The sequence below is a fragment of the Thermoactinomyces sp. DSM 45892 genome (genome assembly GCF_900107305.1).
Taxonomy (GTDB): Bacteria; Bacillota; Bacilli; order Thermoactinomycetales; family Thermoactinomycetaceae; genus Baia.
The window spans coordinates 1-17,012 of sequence record NZ_FNPL01000003.1 but is presented as its reverse complement, the minus strand read 5'-3'; the positions used below and the strand labels follow the sequence as shown (position 1 = coordinate 17,012).

The 17,012-nt window shown below is 42.5% G+C and carries 18 protein-coding genes, 9 tRNA genes and 2 rRNA genes; 5 read left to right on the top strand and 24 right to left on the bottom strand.

Annotation, left to right across the window (positions count from 1 at the left end):
- Positions 1-8: 8 nt before the first annotated feature.
- From BLU58_RS02950 to BLU58_RS02905, 10 genes are all read right to left on the bottom strand, one after another.
- Positions 9-293 (bottom strand): hypothetical protein, encoded by a 285-nt coding sequence (locus BLU58_RS02950; protein ID WP_093290740.1) that lies wholly within the window; start codon positions 291-293, stop codon positions 9-11.
- 2 nt (positions 294-295) lie between these two features.
- Entirely contained in the window at positions 296-481 is a 186-nt protein-coding gene (locus BLU58_RS16015; RefSeq protein ID WP_143123679.1) for a hypothetical protein, read from the bottom strand.
- A gap of 313 nt (positions 482-794) precedes the next feature.
- Positions 795-3,161 carry a DUF3987 domain-containing protein gene (locus BLU58_RS02940; protein ID WP_093290738.1) on the bottom strand — a complete coding sequence of 789 codons (2,367 nt, stop codon included), beginning with the start codon at positions 3,159-3,161 and terminating at the stop codon, positions 795-797.
- Positions 3,158-4,738, bottom strand: coding sequence for a DEAD/DEAH box helicase (locus BLU58_RS02935; RefSeq protein ID WP_176786464.1), 1,581 nt, complete (start codon positions 4,736-4,738; stop codon positions 3,158-3,160). The genes BLU58_RS02940 and BLU58_RS02935 overlap by 4 nt, the downstream gene beginning before the upstream one ends.
- 62 nt (positions 4,739-4,800) lie before the next feature.
- Positions 4,801-5,292, bottom strand: a complete 492-nt coding sequence (locus tag BLU58_RS02930) for a DUF669 domain-containing protein (RefSeq protein WP_093290736.1) — start codon at positions 5,290-5,292, stop codon at positions 4,801-4,803.
- A complete protein-coding gene (locus tag BLU58_RS02925) occupies positions 5,289-6,011 on the bottom strand; it encodes an ATP-binding protein (RefSeq protein ID WP_093290735.1) in 723 nt (240 codons plus the stop codon). Before BLU58_RS02925 ends, BLU58_RS02930 begins: the two co-directional genes overlap by 4 nt.
- On the bottom strand, positions 5,992-6,759 hold the full coding sequence (locus BLU58_RS02920; RefSeq protein ID WP_093290734.1) for a phage regulatory protein/antirepressor Ant: 768 nt from the start codon (positions 6,757-6,759) through the stop codon (positions 5,992-5,994). The genes BLU58_RS02925 and BLU58_RS02920 overlap by 20 nt, the downstream gene beginning before the upstream one ends.
- A 30-nt stretch (positions 6,760-6,789) precedes the next feature.
- On the bottom strand, positions 6,790-7,113 hold the full coding sequence (locus tag BLU58_RS02915) for a hypothetical protein (protein ID WP_093290733.1): 324 nt from the start codon (positions 7,111-7,113) through the stop codon (positions 6,790-6,792).
- A gap of 91 nt (positions 7,114-7,204) precedes the next feature.
- Positions 7,205-7,435 (bottom strand): helix-turn-helix domain-containing protein, encoded by a 231-nt coding sequence (locus BLU58_RS02910; RefSeq protein ID WP_255404569.1) that lies wholly within the window; start codon positions 7,433-7,435, stop codon positions 7,205-7,207.
- A 44-nt stretch (positions 7,436-7,479) separates the two neighbouring features.
- Positions 7,480-7,683 carry a helix-turn-helix transcriptional regulator gene (locus BLU58_RS02905; RefSeq protein ID WP_093290731.1) on the bottom strand — a complete coding sequence of 68 codons (204 nt, stop codon included), beginning with the start codon at positions 7,681-7,683 and terminating at the stop codon, positions 7,480-7,482.
- 192 nt (positions 7,684-7,875) lie between these two features.
- Here BLU58_RS02905 and BLU58_RS02900 point away from each other — a divergent pair, with 192 nt between their 5' ends.
- The 4 genes from BLU58_RS02900 to BLU58_RS02885 all read left to right on the top strand — a co-directional run bounded on the left by BLU58_RS02900 (position 7,876) and on the right by BLU58_RS02885 (position 11,056).
- Positions 7,876-8,265, top strand: coding sequence for a helix-turn-helix domain-containing protein (locus tag BLU58_RS02900; RefSeq protein ID WP_093290730.1), 390 nt, complete (start codon positions 7,876-7,878; stop codon positions 8,263-8,265).
- A 10-nt stretch (positions 8,266-8,275) separates the two neighbouring features.
- Entirely contained in the window at positions 8,276-9,112 is an 837-nt protein-coding gene (locus tag BLU58_RS02895) for an ImmA/IrrE family metallo-endopeptidase (RefSeq protein WP_093290729.1), read from the top strand.
- Between the two features lie 138 nt (positions 9,113-9,250).
- Positions 9,251-10,387 (top strand): site-specific integrase, encoded by a 1,137-nt coding sequence (locus tag BLU58_RS02890; protein ID WP_093290728.1) that lies wholly within the window; start codon positions 9,251-9,253, stop codon positions 10,385-10,387.
- 114 nt (positions 10,388-10,501) lie between these two features.
- Positions 10,502-11,056: a hypothetical protein gene (locus tag BLU58_RS02885; RefSeq protein ID WP_093290727.1), complete on the top strand. Its 555-nt coding sequence runs from the start codon at positions 10,502-10,504 to the stop codon at positions 11,054-11,056.
- Between the two features lie 124 nt (positions 11,057-11,180).
- Here the strand turns inward: BLU58_RS02885 and BLU58_RS02880 are convergent, their stop codons facing one another.
- From BLU58_RS02880 to BLU58_RS02855, 6 genes are all read right to left on the bottom strand, one after another.
- Entirely contained in the window at positions 11,181-11,636 is a 456-nt protein-coding gene (locus BLU58_RS02880) for an SMI1/KNR4 family protein (RefSeq protein ID WP_093290726.1), read from the bottom strand.
- Between the two features lie 13 nt (positions 11,637-11,649).
- A complete protein-coding gene (locus tag BLU58_RS02875; RefSeq protein ID WP_093290725.1) occupies positions 11,650-13,179 on the bottom strand; it encodes an HNH endonuclease in 1,530 nt (509 codons plus the stop codon).
- A 107-nt stretch (positions 13,180-13,286) separates the two neighbouring features.
- The gene (locus BLU58_RS02870; protein ID WP_093290724.1) at positions 13,287-13,793 is read right to left on the bottom strand and encodes a hypothetical protein; all 507 of its coding nucleotides are present in this window, start codon (positions 13,791-13,793) and stop codon (positions 13,287-13,289) included.
- Positions 13,794-14,205: 412 nt separating this feature from the next.
- Positions 14,206-14,282: transfer RNA gene (locus tag BLU58_RS02865), tRNA-Arg, on the bottom strand.
- Positions 14,283-14,323: 41 nt separating this feature from the next.
- Positions 14,324-14,400: transfer RNA gene (locus BLU58_RS02860), tRNA-Arg, on the bottom strand.
- Positions 14,401-14,441: 41 nt separating this feature from the next.
- A tRNA-Arg gene (locus BLU58_RS02855) sits at positions 14,442-14,518 on the bottom strand.
- 196 nt (positions 14,519-14,714) lie between these two features.
- Here BLU58_RS02855 and BLU58_RS02850 point away from each other — a divergent pair.
- Positions 14,715-15,335 carry a hypothetical protein gene (locus BLU58_RS02850; RefSeq protein WP_093290723.1) on the top strand — a complete coding sequence of 207 codons (621 nt, stop codon included), beginning with the start codon at positions 14,715-14,717 and terminating at the stop codon, positions 15,333-15,335.
- Positions 15,336-15,388: 53 nt separating this feature from the next.
- On the opposite strand, the gene BLU58_RS02845 is transcribed toward BLU58_RS02850, so the two are convergent.
- The 8 genes from BLU58_RS02845 to BLU58_RS02810 form a co-directional block, all read right to left on the bottom strand.
- A tRNA-Cys gene (locus tag BLU58_RS02845) sits at positions 15,389-15,462 on the bottom strand.
- 9 nt (positions 15,463-15,471) lie between these two features.
- Positions 15,472-15,545 (bottom strand) — tRNA-Trp (locus tag BLU58_RS02840).
- Between the two features lie 6 nt (positions 15,546-15,551).
- A tRNA-Thr gene (locus tag BLU58_RS02835) sits at positions 15,552-15,624 on the bottom strand.
- An 82-nt stretch (positions 15,625-15,706) separates the two neighbouring features.
- Positions 15,707-15,779 (bottom strand) — tRNA-Thr (locus BLU58_RS02830).
- 9 nt (positions 15,780-15,788) lie between these two features.
- Positions 15,789-15,864: transfer RNA gene (locus BLU58_RS02825), tRNA-Phe, on the bottom strand.
- A 3-nt stretch (positions 15,865-15,867) separates the two neighbouring features.
- A tRNA-Ser gene (locus BLU58_RS02820) sits at positions 15,868-15,961 on the bottom strand.
- Positions 15,962-16,706: 745 nt separating this feature from the next.
- Positions 16,707-16,823 (bottom strand): 5S ribosomal RNA (rrf, locus tag BLU58_RS02815).
- Between the two features lie 97 nt (positions 16,824-16,920).
- Positions 16,921-17,012, bottom strand: a 23S ribosomal RNA gene (locus BLU58_RS02810); the annotation flags it as partial.

The window sequence follows — 17,012 nt, the reverse complement described above, 5'->3', positions numbered from 1 at the left end:
TCCCTGTCCTAGGACTCCGAATTGAGCATGTCTTTGAATTGACTAATGGGCATAACCACTAGCCATTCCTTGCGATCTGCCTTGATGGCAAGGGCATCATTCCCCTCTAGCCAACCATAGATCTGCTTAAATCCATTTCCACGAACCTTGCATTCCCACCGACAATTTAATCCGATCACGTCACCTGTATAACTTCCACCTGCTGCCCCCGATAGTGGGACGCGTTCTCCACCAATGAGTTTGGCAAACTCTCGTTCCGCACGTAATCCTTTGTCTCTCTGTGATCTCCCCATGTCTATATCCATCCTTTATATCGATGTACCTGCTCGGCAAGTTGATCGTAATATGCATTTGCTGCTCGCTTATAGTCTTCGGATTTCTTTTGAAACTCTGGACTCTCGATATATTCAGCTCCCTTTCGGAGCCTAGATAGTACTTCTTCTAATTCTTGCTCATTTTGTATCCGTGTAATTGGATTCATTTCAGAAAATCCTTTCTTATTTTTCTTATTGTCGGGTGATGTCGGGTGCTCTCCGACATTAAATCCGACATTAAAAAGGGGCTTAAACCCAGTAATGACAAGGATTTTGTGTTTAATGTCGGGTTGTCGGGTCCCTATAAGAGAGAAAAAGAAAAAATGACAGTGAGAAAGGATAATTGGTAAATAATAGAAATATATTTTAACACTTATTCTCCCTATATACCCGACAAACCCGACATCAAGGTCAATCCCAGTCATACCAAGGGTTTTAATGTCGGGTAAGATGTCGGATGGCACCCGACATTACCCGACATTAACAAGTCTCATGAAGTGAAAATTGGTAAGTAGATCTTCCTTTACCTTTTATTTCCTCTATATGACCATATCCATAATCGGAAAGCTCCTGAAATAGCTGATCTACCTCTGTCGCTTTCTTGCATCCTGCCACATTGTTTTTCTGTATCTCTCTTCGTTTTACTGTTCCGCCGCGTTTTTTAATCCACTCCACCGCTTCCTCTATTCGCTTATCTACCTGTGTTTTCTTCAGATGGAGATATACTTTCCGTGCATGGCTTTTAAAGTATTTCACCATTTGTGCCGCGCGCGTGATGCTGATTTCATCGACTTCTTCGTCCTCTGCCTCATCGCACACCACACGAGCCATGTGGATAATGAGTGCAATTCGGGCCATTTGGTTTGGCATCTTGGCCCAAGGACCACGGAGTTTGTGCGGGAAATCTTCATCCTTCATCTCGGTTATATGAATCGAATACCACTCTTCCCACCATTTCTTGGCCTCTCTACTTAGAGGAAGAATTTTGGCCTTCTGCTTCGTACCTACTTCAATATGGTTTAGCTTATACAGACGTTCTAATATGGAGGTATATCCTTGTACGGCTTCTGGCGATACTCCAGTCCATGTCCACTCTGCAGGATCTTGTGCATCTGGATACGAAAACAAGATCCGGTGAATGAATCCATCCTCACTCCCTTGTTCATCTTCTAGGGTAGGTACGATATCTGGGGGAATGTTCCCCGTTACTGCAAAGAATGGTTTGGGAATAAAGATGGGTTCTCCATTGTCTCGCACACGGTTTACCTTAATATCCGTTCCAGACCAGAGGGAGAGATATTGTTCTCGGTCATCTCCCTTGCCTCCCTTATATTGGTTCATTCCTCTGATCCAGCCCGACAATTCGTCGGCTTTCAGTACCAATCCTCGGTTGTTCTCCTTTAGTGCACGAATGAGTGCTTCTATGGTGGCTTGGACGATATACAGTTCTTTCATTTGAGGTTTTTCTGGTTCCTCGGGTATTTCCTCATCCTTGGACTTCTTTTTCCACACCGCTAATTGCGCTTGATATTGACGATGCGCCTCTTCGTACTCTTGCATTTTCTGTTGGTGAATATCATGATACCGATTCTGAAAGGAGAGAATGGGGGAAAAGGCTTGTTCTTGCGCGGGCGATTTACCAGTCCCTGTATCGGCTATGATACAGGTGTACAAGTTAGGTTGTTGCTGATATCCCGGCTTCAATTCAATCATTCGACTGCTCCCGATGGCGGTTCCAAGAAAGGTCAGAGCGTGAGCGCCCACATAGTCTGTTGGTAGCCCGAGGGAAGTGGACGCAGCACGGAGAAAGTTCGCCATAGGTTCTGGAAAGAGACCCTCGGGGAACGGCTCCACCACAGGCGACTGCGGAAGTGGAATCGGATCTACTTCGGTCTCTATTGAATCTGGTTCCTTCCACCCGTTCTCATTCGCCCACTCTCTTGCTTTGGTCAAGGTAATTTGATAGTAAGTCGGATGCTTCAGATCCTCTCCGTGGAACTGACGGTACTGAAGCAACAGATCCACAATCTCCTGATCCGACCAACCACGAATGGCAGTAATGTTCGCCATCGAAAGATCTCGCTCCGATGCACTTGGGAAGGGTTTTTGTCCCATGATGACTTCCCGAAAGGCGGAAGACTTCTCCATTAACCCGGTCGCTTTCTCCATGATCGAACTGGTATCGGATTTCAATTGGAAGGAGATATCGGTAGCATTCAACATGTGCTGATCCACTTTTCTTTGATCCTTCATTACCATTTGAATCTTCTGGAGAAGCCAATCTGGAGCTTCCGCTAGTTCCATTTCATCGGATCTTCTACCTGGAACCCATTGATATCGCTTGCCACTCGCATGCAAACTACCCGGTCCGACGGATTGACCCCCTGTGCCTCGGACATCGATATTGACTCCCATTTTCTTAACACTATTCGGGATATCCATATCAGCAGGCATCTTATACCAGAGTTGCATTCCGCCACCACCTGTGGCGATCTGCCACGTAGCTGGCATCTCTCCATAAGAGGCAATCCACTCTTGAAGGGTATTCATTCCTTCTGGACCATCAATATCTAGTGCAAAGATTTCATTCACCTTCCCCATAGGAACACCCACATTGGCATGCGGGTGCTTTTTCCAGATATTGCGTATCTCGATTATGTCATCTGTAGCAAGACTGGCCCAATCATTCCACAACGGATGTTTCCCCGCACTTTTGCAAGGCTTTCTTCCGCACGTACACTCCCCATTTACAGGGGCGTGTAAGGGAATCACTTTCAATCCAAAGGATGCGAGTCTGAAGGCTTCCTCCAATGGAGATAAGGTATATTCTTCTGATTTGTCGATCAAGCTCCCACTCCTCTTCTTGCGATAGCCTTGGTCATTTCATCTGCGGCTTCTCCTTTGGTGAGCCACCTACTCAAACGAACTCCCCATCGTTTCAATGCCCACATCTGTTTTTCGCTGGCTGGTTTCTTGCGCCAAGAAGCGTCCTGTTTCACGAGTCCAAGTGCACCTGCCTTGCGGACATAATCTTCGATAATCCCCTGTGCCAGCTCTCTCCAGACAGGATGATGGGTCAAACGTTCCGTTCCATGATTGGATTTCAGGATCTTGGCCATCCAGCCATCTTGTTCTTGAACCATCACGGCTGTACCCACACCTCCCACTGATAAGGCAAACACACCCGGTTCTGCCTCCAGCCATTGAAGGTTTGGCTGTACCTCTTCATTTTCAATCTGACTTTGTTTAAAAATGGATTGCAAACGAGAGATCTCATGATTACGATCTCTTTGCCAATCTAGCCTTTCTGTGATGGTTCCTGTTTTGTCGTTCTCTTCGATACCAAATAAAACGGGGGCTGTAATCAGCTTGTGACGTTTAGATACTCCTGTTACATCTAACACTAGGCAATCATTCTTTAGTGGTGCTTTCCTTGTACCTCTTCCAATCATTTGAATGTAAAGGGATCTCGATTTTGTAGGACGGGCCATCACAATACAGTCAACGGTTGGCTCATCGAATCCTTCTGTTAAAACAGCACAGTTACACAATACTTTCGTTTCACCTGTCTTCAATCGATGCAAAATCGCCTTTCTTTCATCCGACGGTACTTGTCCAGAGAGCCATTCTGCAGGGATTCCTCTGGCGAGCAGTTCCGCTGCGGTTCTCTTCGCTTGATCCACACTCACGGTAAAAACAATGGCTTTCCGATCTGATGCGTATTGGATGTAAGCATCGGCTACCTTTTTCGCCACATCTGCTTTCAACAGAACCTCTTCTAGATCTCCTTTGTGAAGGTCGCCTGCCACGGTACGAATCTCATCGAAATTAGCATCCAGTTTAACGAATTGTGTCCGTAGGTCTGCCAAATAGCCATCTCGAATGGCTTGTAAGAAAGGATATTGGTAAATAATCTGCTCGAAAACGGAATCGAGTCCCTTCTTATCTCCACGCTCAACGGTAGCAGTCAGTCCTACAACGGGAGGTCCATTCTGTTCAAAAGCACCAACCGCCTCCAAGGTATCCAGATAGGTTTTTCCAAGTGCGTGATGGGCTTCGTCCACTACGATGAGATCGAATGTGGGAAGCTTATCTAATCGACGATAAACGGTCTGTACACTCGCAAATACACATTGTTTATCCATCTCATTTCGGTTCGCTTTCACAATGCCATGTGTAGCTTCTGGCCAGAGAAGAGGGAGAGAACGAATCGGTTGCTCGATTAACTCTTCTCTGTGTGCTAACCAGAGCATCCGTCCTTGTTTCTCTTGCATCATCTTCTGCGCCAAAGCAAGAGCCGTGATCGTTTTTCCACACCCTGTGGGTAAGTTGATTAATCCTCGTTTTCCTCCACTTTGACAAAAGGTTTCCCAAGCGTCGTGGGCCTCTAGTTGATAAGGTCGAAGATGTATTTCGTTTGTCACAGATCCATCGTTCCTCCTTTTAAGAAGGGCTTTCGCCCCTCTCTTCGATCTGATTTCATCCATTAAAATGGGAATTGATTTTGATGATTCGTCATCCAAGGTGCGGTTGGTTGCTCTTGCTTTTTGGGCATCGCTTGAGGGGAATTAGACAGTGCTTTCTGGAAATAAAGGTTCCGATAACTTCTTCCATTGCTTTCTTTCGTCTGGATCTTGATTTGGATCTCTTGATCTAACAACTGTGGAAGGATTTCCTCCAGTTTGCTTAAATCCTGTAACGGTACGTCCAATCGGAATAAGTCCTGTTTCAACCAAGCAATGAGATTCTCTTGATCTAAGAAATGATACTTCCACTCTTTGCGTCCCACATATTTTCCTTCGATAATGGCTAATTCCCACTCCAGCATCGGCCGATTGGTTTTACTCATTCGGATGCGAACGCTATTTACTCGTACTGCATAGACACCATCTGGGATATCCTCATACACATCCATTACTTCTGCTTCTTCATAGCTCTTCTGAAACTGTTTTAGGTATTCCGCCCATGTTTGACTCATACGGATTCCTCCTGATTGGTTTGATTGTAAAATGCTGATTGGAACTGCCCGAAATCGAGAGGAAGAGTGTGTGGCAGCTTACGACCGAAAGCATGCTCCGTCCGGTCGCCGCCTTCCCAATTCTCGGATGGCCCTGTTCGTAGTACTCGAATCTCTCCCTCATTCGTCACTACTGATTCCGCATACAAGATGAGATCCACCATAGCCAGTACCAAGTCCCTGCCTGACTTCGGGATGGATGGAACTGCTTTATTAATAGTAGAAACTCTCGTCTTCACTTCGATAAGATCGACATGGCTAATAAACACGAGACCATATGGCAAAAGAGATAATTTTCGAATCGCCCGAAAAAACTCGTCCTTTACCATTTGCCAGCCTTTTCCGTAAGCAAGATCACTTTCATGTTGGATTCCTTGTCGTTCTTTGATATACTCCGAGCAACTTTTCCACACATTATCCACAGTATCGATGACGATGGTTTTGAACGAATGATCTCCCTTCTCCAAAAGGGAGCAGTATCCCAAAAAGGTAGTCCAGTCTGGAACTTTTGCTTCATATACCGACAATGCCTCCAGACCCGGCTCGGTTGCGAGGAAGAGGGGGTTGTCCATCTGACTGCAGAAGGTGGATTTCCCAATCTTGGGCTGACCGTACAGGAGAATTGAATAATCCTCTAATTTTTTCTTGGGTTCTTTTTTTTCAGTAGGCAGTAAGAGCAATGAACTCTCCCTTTCTGGTATGTACCTCTTCTTTTTCGACTTGACTCACTGGTACGAAACCTCGGTCCTGTAATAATTGATAGAGAAACTTCCGTCCTTTCTGTGTCCACTTCATTTGGGTATAACCATCTTCATAAGTCTCATAGTCGGTATAACCCTTGTCTGCGTATTTACTATATAAATGCCATTGGCCACCTTGGTTATATTGGATTCCCAAGTCGTGCAACAGGCGGTTGAATCGGACAGCTGTTGTACCGTAATCCTTAGCGATAGTCGTAGTAGTCAATAGTCCACCCGGCCTAAGAACCTTATCATGGAATTCCACTTTCGGCTCTTGCTCCTTTACCTTTTCTTCCAGTAACAAGCGTTCTTCCTCAAGGTCGGCCGCCAGACGTAGGGCTTCTTGCAGGGTATTCGGAACACGGAAACCGCCATTTTTAATGTACTGCTCCATGCGATTGAACTCTTCAATATAACGTTCCTTCATCTCGGCTGCCTTTGCACCTCGGTAGCCCATGACAAGAAACATGAGTCCGTCTTTGGTGAGGATATACTTTTCTCTAAACTCGCCTTTTTTGTCTAGATAGTTAACCGACTCAAAATTGAGTTCGTTAAAATCATGACTACAATCCAGCTCACGAATATCACGGATTACATTGCCATGACGCTTTTCAAAGACTTCGGCCACCATCAGCGAATCCGTTACAACTTTGTTATTTTCGATGAATACGAGTTGATTGTTATACATACACGAATCGTCCCTTCTGAGATGTCATTCTTATTCTTCTTCGTAGACCTTGACCTGAAAGGTTCCGCCGTCTTCCTCATGGAATAGACCAAATCGCCCCAGTGGTCTTCGGATCGTGAACAGTCGTGGATTTTTACTTAACTGGTCGATATAGTACTGCTTGAGGATTTCTTCCATTGTGCTCATCGCCACTACATGATCCAGACACATATCTTCCATCCAGAGATTGGCTTTCTTTACTAGTTCATCTCGTTCTTCGACATATTGGCTTACTAGTTTCTTACGTTTTTTATATTGATCGAGTAACTCATCAATCTCAGTACTGACTAAGGTCGATCTACCAAGTGTGGACATCTTGTGTGTCTCCTTTACGAAACCAGCCTTACATGGTACGCTGGTCGTGGATATATGATTTATTTTGCTACTGATCTGTGGCCTGCTTTTTCTAGCAGGTTCTTTTTCGTTTTCCCCAGACCCCTTCTTCCTCTTGTCTAATCTGCGCATCGGTTTGGACCCACTGAAAAAATGCTTCTCGCTCCACTCGTTTCGTTCGACCTAGTCGAATCAGTGGAAAATCTCGATACTCCATGACTTCATAAGCTTTCCGTTTCGATACTTCTAGTATCTCAGCTACATGTTCAACCGTTAGAATCATTGGATAGGATTCTGGTTGCAAGTTATCCACCTCTTTTGTTAACATTAATGTAAATTCGTTTTACATTAAGAGTAAAAAAAAATGTCTCGTGGATCTCGATCAAAAAAATCCGCAATCTTGAGCATGATCATACCAGAAGGAATCACTTCACCCCTCTCGATATAACCCAAGTGTACTCTAGAGATTCCAAGTATCTTAGCGAATTGTTCCTGCGTCAAATCATATCCTTCACTTCTCCGAAGATACTTGATTCGGTTCCGCAATCTCATCACCTCTTTCTACCATGAAGATATGATCTATAGTATACTTAAATTACTTTATAGTCAACTATTAAATACAAAAACCTCTATGATTGGATATAAACCTTATTTTTTTGTCATCATGAAATAACTAAATGGTTTCTATAGTTTACACGAAAGGGTATAATAGTTTTCAGTAACAAATACGAAGGAGTGATTCATATGAAGCCCAATGAATTGGGAGAGCTTTTACGGCAATTAAGAGGGAAACGATCCTTGCGTGATGTAGCGAAGGAAACAGGATTAAGCCATTCCTATATTCGAGACATGGAAGTAGGAATTAGACAAACAACGGGAAGTCCACTAAAACCCTCTCCAGAAGCTCTGAAAAAACTGAGTAATGCTTTTCACTATCCGTATGATGTCCTCTTGAAAATGGCTGGCTATCTTCCAGATGAGTTTGATTCAGAACGGATTGAAGAGAAGCTCAGTAGAGATCCCGATTTACGAGTCATCTTTCGAGCGGTTGAAAACCTAACGGAAAGTGACAAAGAGTTTCTACTCAACATCTTGAAACGAACTTTTCCAGGTGCTATCCCGGACGATAAGTAGGAGGAGTTACATGATACCAACTGAATGCAGGTTTGAATATGTAAAAAAAGTCGCAAGGAATTTGCTGATCGACGAGGAGTTAGGCACTTTTCCCATCAATGCTTTTGAAATAGCTCCCCAATTCGGGGTTGAGTTCATACCTTATGGTCAACTTGATCATCCACTCCCGAAAAAGCTTCTTGATGGCATGATTATCTCCTATGATGGTCGTTTAGTGATCGCTTATAACGACAAGATTACGTGTAAAAAAAGAATGAATTGGACGATCATGCATGAACTGGGTCATCTGTTTTTACATCATTTAAAGTATAGTAATACGAAATGGTTAACCGATCTATCCGAAACGGAGCGACGTGTTTTAGAGGTAGAAGCTAATTTTTTCGCAGGAGAGGTTCTTGCTCCCTATGCTATTACGAAGCAATTTCATCGAGTCCCCGACAGTAAGACACTTGAAAAGCTTTTTGGTCTTTCAAAACGTGCAGCAAAAAAAAGAATCAAAACACTACGTAGCTATCATCTATATGAAAAAGCCCATATCGAGCAAGATCAGCAGATCTACTCCCATTATAGTGACTCTTTAGAACTGATCTCCGTGTGTTCTAATCGGCTAGATGCTTCTGGATTTGATACGTTCAATCGGGAAGGACTTTCATCTTCGTCATTATCCTATCCGTTTTTTAAACCATTTCCCACTCCCTCCGTATCAGACTGTATAGAAGCCGCTTATAGCGAAGATACATACTTTTGTCCCAACTGTGGAAGAAGCACCCACTTAATTCCCAAAAGCTTATTCATACAATGGAAAATACATATGTATGCAAGATCCATTCTTTCGCACTGTTCATAAAGATAAACGATCATTTTAAAACGAAACGATGTGTCTAGGTTCACGTCGTTTTTGTGCATCTGTCTGTATTTTATGTTTGACATATGTGTATTTTAATTTTACAATAACCATGCAATATATGAAGGGAGTGATTCTTAGATGAAAGGATCTTTCAAAAAAGAAAGTAAACGAGAAGGACAAACTTGGATGTTCCGGGTGGATATCGGACTCGATGAACGAGGAAAGAGGAGACAAGCGACTAGGCGGGGTTTCAAAACAAGAAAGGAAGCCGAGGAAGCCTGTAACCAAATCATTCATCAGGTAACGAAGGGAACTTTTGTGGAACCAGCCAAATGTACTCTGAGGACCTATTTACTGGATTGGATCGAAAGCACCGCCAAGCAACGAGTACGACTGAAAACATACGACTCCTATAAGTACATTATTGATAACAAACTCATCCCTGAGCTAGGTAACATCCCACTCGACAAACTCACTCCCATGCACATCCAGAATTTCTATGCGAAAAAGTCCTCTGAAGGACTCTCCGCAGAATACATCAAGCACATGCATGTCATTCTCTCCAGCTCCCTCGAGCAAGCAGTAGCATGGAAGCTGATCCGCTCCAACCCTGTGAAACTCACTAGCCCTCCGAAAATTTCTCATAAAGAACAAAAAACTTGGTCTATTGAAGAAGCAAAGATATTTCTAAGTCATACGGAACAGCATCCCCTCCATATTGCCTACTTACTCGCCATATACACTGGAATGAGGATGGGCGAAATACTTGGGCTACGGTGGGAAGATTGTGACCTAGAGAATAAGATGATTCGCATCCGCCAAGGACTGTCCTGTACCAGCGAAGGAACCATTTTCGAAGACCCTAAGTCCAAAGCCTCCCGAAGAGCGATCGCTATTACCGAAAACATAGTGGACGCACTTGAAAAGCGACAGCGGGAACAGAAACGAAACAAAAAACGGCTTGGACAAGCTTATCAAGAAAATAACCTAGTGGTTTGTACCAAAAAAGGGACTCCTATAGGCCCTAGCAACCTCCGACGACACTTCTGGAGTACGATAGAAAAGTCTGGAGTAACTCGCATCCGCTTCCACGATACCCGCCATACCCACGCCACCATTATGCTGACTCTAGGGGAGCATCCAAAGGTGGTATCCGAGAGATTGGGTCACAGTAAGACGAGCATAACGCTAGATGTATATAGCCATGTCATGAAGAGCATTCAGGAAGATGCAGCCCAAAACTTTAGTAATGCCTTTCAAACTGCTCAAGCGTAAGATAGAAATGGTAAATGACCTCGCAATAGTCGAGGTTGTTTTCACTTACAACAAACTATATATAGAAAGAAAGTTCGGAAATAGTGTACTATTGTTTCAAAGGGGGATTAAACTTTGAAAAGATTGGTACTCTGTTCAGTTCTGTTAGTATCATTAGTTGGGTGTAGTTCAGAGAAATCCGCACAACCACAACCACAAAAACCACCTCAAGCTCAAGTCGAGGCTTCTACTATACCAAAGGCAGAAAAGTTACCTGATAAACAGCTCATCGAGAAAATTAAAGCTGAAATTGGTGGACGACCATTCGTAGACAATGTAAAAATCGAAAACAACACCTTAACCATCACGTACAAAGAAGATAAAAAGGATCTAAAACTGTACAATGAGTACTGGGGTACAGGAGATGCCATCACAAAAAATCTGATGTCTAATCCACCGCGTTATTTACGTGTAAGTGATTCATTCAACAAGGTACATATCGAAGTTCCATTTCAAGGAAAAAAGTACACGGTTACAATCACTCGTACAGAAGTAGAACACTATTTCGGCGTCAAATTAAGTGAAGTAACAGAGAATAACGCATGGATCAGTAAAATCATCGATCCATTTGTCTACAACAAAGAAAAGCGAGCTGAATACGCTAAGCAGTTCATCAAGATTACGCCATAAAGATAGAAGTTAGACATAGAATAGCCCCGACCACTGCATGTGATCTGGGCTATTTTTCACTTACTCATCAAACATTAGTAATATCATTCAAGAACTGGTTAAACGCATTGCTTACAATAAACTTCTACTCATAAACAGATGGATCATCATACAGTGAATCCAAAAACTCAAAGATGTTATTTGCCAAGAAATACATATTGCTCATATCAGGCTCGTCTTCTGCTTCTTCTTCATGATCCCAGAAGTAGATATGGTCATAGTAAGGAGCTTTAGTTCCTACGCATATCATATTACCACTAGGATCATCACCAATCGGAATAAATCCCTCTGGCATACGATCTTCCAGTATATCAATAACCTTTTGTAGATTACGATGACTACTACCCGTTCCAAATAGATTATTTACAACACTTACGCCTTGTTCATCCGAAATTCGAAAGAGTGGAAGAACTGTATAGCCTCCATTGAACTTTAACAAAAAACTCTTATATTCTTTAGGCAGTTGGATCTGGATCTCCGCTTCCAATCGTTCAATATCCGAAGTTCCTAGTTTGGAATCCTTACTAATTACCTTAACCATACTCAATTCCCCCTTATTTTTTATTCTCTCCCTCTATTATCGAAATTCCGCCCCTATGCTTAAATTCAGTATGAATATCTTCCTCCACGAGCATCATTGTTTTCCCATCTTGATGATGGTGCCATGTGTAACCTATAGGAGATCTTCTTAGCCCATTGTGTTCGTGTAGCGGTGGGTCTGAGTTGACATCTAGTCCTGCCTTTAAATTGGATTCTTTGAAATCTGTTGGTCGGTGGGCTGGATTTGCAAAATCAATCTCCACAGACTTTATTATTGGATGTACATGTTCCGAAAAATCTGGATATCCATTAGGATACCTTATAGAAACACCATCTTTATTGGTATAAGTCCAGACTTTATTTTCATCTATACTTATACTACCACCTTTATTGAGCCATTTTTCAGGTACTGGTGAATTTTTTGGTTTGGTTTCTAGTAATTCTTTGGGGACTTTCTCAGTTCCGCCTTTGGAAAATTGTTTAGTGCCCGTTTCTGCTTTCCCACTTGGACAATCAAGCTTCCCTGCCAACTGCATCGAAGCAAAATAATGTCCTGTATCCTGCTGTTGTACAGCGATACAGTCCTTCAATTTCATTATGAACGGCTCAATCTTCGGAAATGCAAAGGTGAGTCCCGCTACGGTAACCGCACCGGCTGTCGTGGTAGCGAGTATCTTCTTGGCATTACCAAATAATTTGGCCCCCAGTGACTTGAACTTATCACCCAATCCTGTAAGCGAATCAGAGAGTTTCCCCCATGCCTTGCTGGCTAGAGGAAACTTACTAGAGAGGCCACCTGCCTTCGAAACACCATTGCCTACCTTCCCTGCTTTATCTAAACCTTTTAACCCTAGAACTTGTGAGGCCGCATATCCTAGCCATTCTGCACGTGAATTTCCATCTCCATTGATCACCATTCGCACAAAGGACTCCGTGATCTCATTCCAGACACCGCTTACTCCATTACGTATGTTGTCCCATACTTCACCGGGATGGGTAATCCAGTACACGAGCTTGTCCCATGCCTCACCGGGATTGAGGATCGCATATAGGATGAGTTCACCCGCTCCCACCACTAGGTCAATGACGCCTATGACCATGTCCGCCAGCCCTCGTAACACACCTTTCAGGAAGGATGCTGCCCATTCTACTACCTTTAGTATAGGAAACTGCTTCTTTAATATGGCCCATGCTAATGTGGCCGCGGAACCAACGGCTAAGGCCCATTTCCATAAGCTATCTTTCAATTCTTTGATCTTCGCGCCTAGCTCATCCAATATATTGTTTATCTCATCCCATATTTCCTTACACCACTTGGTGAATCGATCCCATTTGGCCTCTAGCCAGTCTCCCGCCGATTTTAACCAACCTTTTTCCGTAGTAGTGGATGTTTTCGCTATTTCCGTATCGAACTCAGAGTTGATTGGGGTGTTATCAATATTGAAGTCCACTGCATAGGTAAGCCCTTGTCCTACGAATCCAAATGTGAAAAGCACAATCATCATCATGATGAACAAGGTTTTTAGTATTCTTTTGTTTTGCATACACGTAACTACTGCAAAGAAATAATGATCTTTGCAAACTCCTCTCGTCTCATAAATTTTATATAATATTTCTACATTCCATTAATCTTACAATATACTACATATAATTAACAAGAATTTGGATATATAAATCTAATTAGATTTTTTGCTTCGTCTTTTGAGGTACTCCTCTTTATTTTTCTCGAGTAACAGTCTCCACTCTTCCACCCATTCCTCTGCCCCAATCCACTTACTGCATCACTTAAACTAATCCATCCTTCTTCTTTCATCTGTTCCTTATACGCTCTCGTCCATGATTTTCCCTTTTTCATCCTTCTGGCATGTTCTAACGATTCCTTAGGAAGGGGAGCCCTAAGCTCCTTTGCCAGTTGAATCCCTTTTGGCACCACTTCTTCTTTAAACCACTCTGCATTCTTCATTGCCCGATTCCGGCTATTTCTTTGAGTTTCATGCGATAGGAGAGCCACTCCAAGGGGAATATTGTTTTTGATTTTGAATTCTCGTACACTCTCATATCCATGCATACCTAGATGCATCCATGTAAGGGCTCTCTTTTTCGCTTTGCAAATCGGGCAAATAATATAGTCTTCAAATATGTACTTTTCTATATCCATATGTCTTCTCCTTGATGATCGTTTTATATGCTTGCATAGTATATTATCAAAAAGTAGCATGTTAGATGGGTTCTATTTTGAGGCCACTCAAACAGACAACATTCAGACAAAAGTTAGCCTCGATTCACAGCCAAGTGGGGGCTAATTTTGGCTCCTTTATCCATATGAGTTTCTGATTGACCACTAAGTGATCACGAAACTGATCACCTATTGATCACGGGTTCGATCACACTCTTGATCACGAAATGATCACGCACTTAATAACATTAGATAGAATTAGATAACACTAAATAGCACACCTATCCAGAAAAAGGGAAATGAAAAAGGGTTTACAGTCTATTCCTTTAACTACATAGATAGCGAAACCCCGCTTGTACCAAGGGATCTCGGTATAAACGGGGTTTCTATAATTTGGCGTGCCCTGAAGGATTCGAACCCTCGACCTTCTGATCCGTAGTCAGACACTCTATCCAGCTGAGCTAAGGGCACATCTCATTATATAATTCAATTCCTTACTCTAAGAGAGTAAATGGCGTGCCCTGAAGGATTCGAACCCACGGCCTTCTGATCCGTAGTCAGACACTCTATCCAGCTGAGCTAAGGGCACATCTCATTATATGATTCAATTCCTTACTCTAAGAGAGTAAATGGCGTGCCCTGAAGGATTCGAACCCTCGACCTTCTGATCCGTAGTCAGACACTCTATCCAGCTGAGCTAAGGGCACATATAACTTGTCAACGAAAATAATCTTACCACATGACAAAATACAATGCAATATCTTTTTCTACTTTTATTACAAAAGAGGAATCTATTCGATTTACGCTCATACACTCGTAGATAAGGTACTCTCATTACAGAGTCAAGCTTGTTATAAATCAATGACAAGCTGAGTACAAATTACATAGAAGGGACTAATCACATTGAAAAAAACTCTTTCCCTTTTACTTATTTTCAATATCATTCTTATTACAGCAACCAGTTGCGAAACAAGTCAATCCGCCCAAGAGGCAATGAAACGTACACCTTCTATACAACCTGTTGTTTCAAGTATGAATGAAATGATCCAACAGGAAAATCAAAATGATACATTGCTTCAGAAAATGGCTGCATCTGTAGAAGAGGCAAAACTAAAAACCATATCCAATCAGAAAGTAACAGATCTAGAACAAAATATGATCCCTAAAGTAAACCAAGCCAAATCTCAAATTGCAGAATATAAAAAAGCAGTGGAAAGTGTGCAAGAGAGATTCAAAGAGGTCAAACAACAAGTAAACAAACTCACAAATCCTTCTATCCAGCAACCTGCTCAGCGATTCCTTACAGACTTTGAAACAAGTATTCAGACGGAGTTATCTATTGCAACAAAGTATGAAGAACTCCTACAAAATCAATCAGAAGCAATTCAGGCCATTATCAAGAGTAAACCCCTTCCCACTGACAACTCGGATCAATTAGTGACAGAAATTGATCAATTGGTATCGTTATTTCAAGAACAGGTAAAAAAACTAAATGCCTCCTATCAGAAAGTATTATCTGTATAAGCAATAAAAAAGTTTGCTCGTGGCACTTACAGTCACGAGCAAACTTTTTTATTTGGAGGCGACACCCGGATTTGAACCGGGGGTAAAGGTTTTGCAGACCTCTGCCTTACCACTTGGCTATGTCGCCAAATAAAAATGGCAGGGGTGGTAGGAATCGAACCCACACTAGAAGTTTTGGAGACTCCTGTTCTACCACTAAACTACACCCCTACAAAATGCTGGCAATAGGACTTGAACCCACAACCCCCTGATTACAAGTCAGGTGCTCTACCAATTGAGCTATGCCAGCGCATTTCTGATGGTGATCGAGACGAAACTAATTCACCACACAAGTACATTTTATTCCCTTTGTACTACAATATTATAAAGGATGCTGGCAATAGGACTTGAACCCACAACCCCCTGATTACAAGTCAGGTGCTCTACCAATTGAGCTATGCCAGCACATTTTGATGGTGGTTCGGGACGGAATCGAACCGCCGACACGAGGATTTTCAGTCCTCTGCTCTACCGACTGAGCTACCGAACCATCTGGCGGAGAGAGAGGGATTCGAACCCTCGAGACAGGTTTTGCCCGCCTACACGATTTCCAATCGTGCTCCTTCGACCAACTCGGACATCTCTCCAGATTATCATATTCATCTTAATCGTTAGTTGTGCTCTGATTGAAATCCAGTAACAACTCACAAATAATATAGTACTGTGATTTAAGGATAATGTCAACAAGAAATAGAAACTTTATATAAAAATACAGGATGCACATATCCAAGAATAACTTCTACACTATCGCTAGTAAGATAAGTTTTTTTCCACATTCTAAAGTCCTTAACCAACGTTATCAAACCTGCGGAAACTGAATGAATATACCATTAATATTATTCTTAGAAACACATCTAATGCCTTTCCAGTACCTGGTCACCAATAGTAGTCGGTTCTAAGCTAACATCTAGTTATCTAGAAAAGCATTACATCTTTTCTACTGAACGATCATTTAAACGCCTTTCTTTTGACTCTGATCGAGTTAATTTTTGCATTAGGCATAAATATAGTACACCACTCCATTCGCAAACAGCTGTAGAACAAGCTATTTCTCGCTAAGCCAGTACAGAATAACATCATGTAATGATCACATACAAACCCTTATTTTCTCACAGTCACGAGTCAACCTATCCCCGCTCCATAAATCTGATCTAAGTAGGGGTTCAATCATGAAAATAACTTCTGAAATCATCCTATCTTAGCGACTCAGAATTTCCTAACCTTATTCACTACTATACTATATAATACGCTTGTATCAAAACCTATGTTTATCATTCTTTACATAATAAAAAAAGCACCCAGTTTTAACTGAATGCTTCTTTTATTATGTATGCCTGGCGACGTCCTACTCTTCCAGGACCCTGCGGTCCAAGTACCATCGGCGCTGGAGGGCTTAACGGTCGTGTTCGGGATGGGAACGAGTGGATCCCCTCCGCCATCATCACCAGACTAAGTTGTAGAAGATGAAACACCTTCAAAATTAGATCAGAAATGAGAGAAAGAAAGTTGCATTTCGAAAGTTGATTAACCAACCATTTCATGCGTGTAGGATAAGCCCTCGACCGATTCGTATCTGTCAGCTGAACACATTGCTGTGCGTACACCTCAGACCGATCAACCTCGTCGTCTACAAGGGGT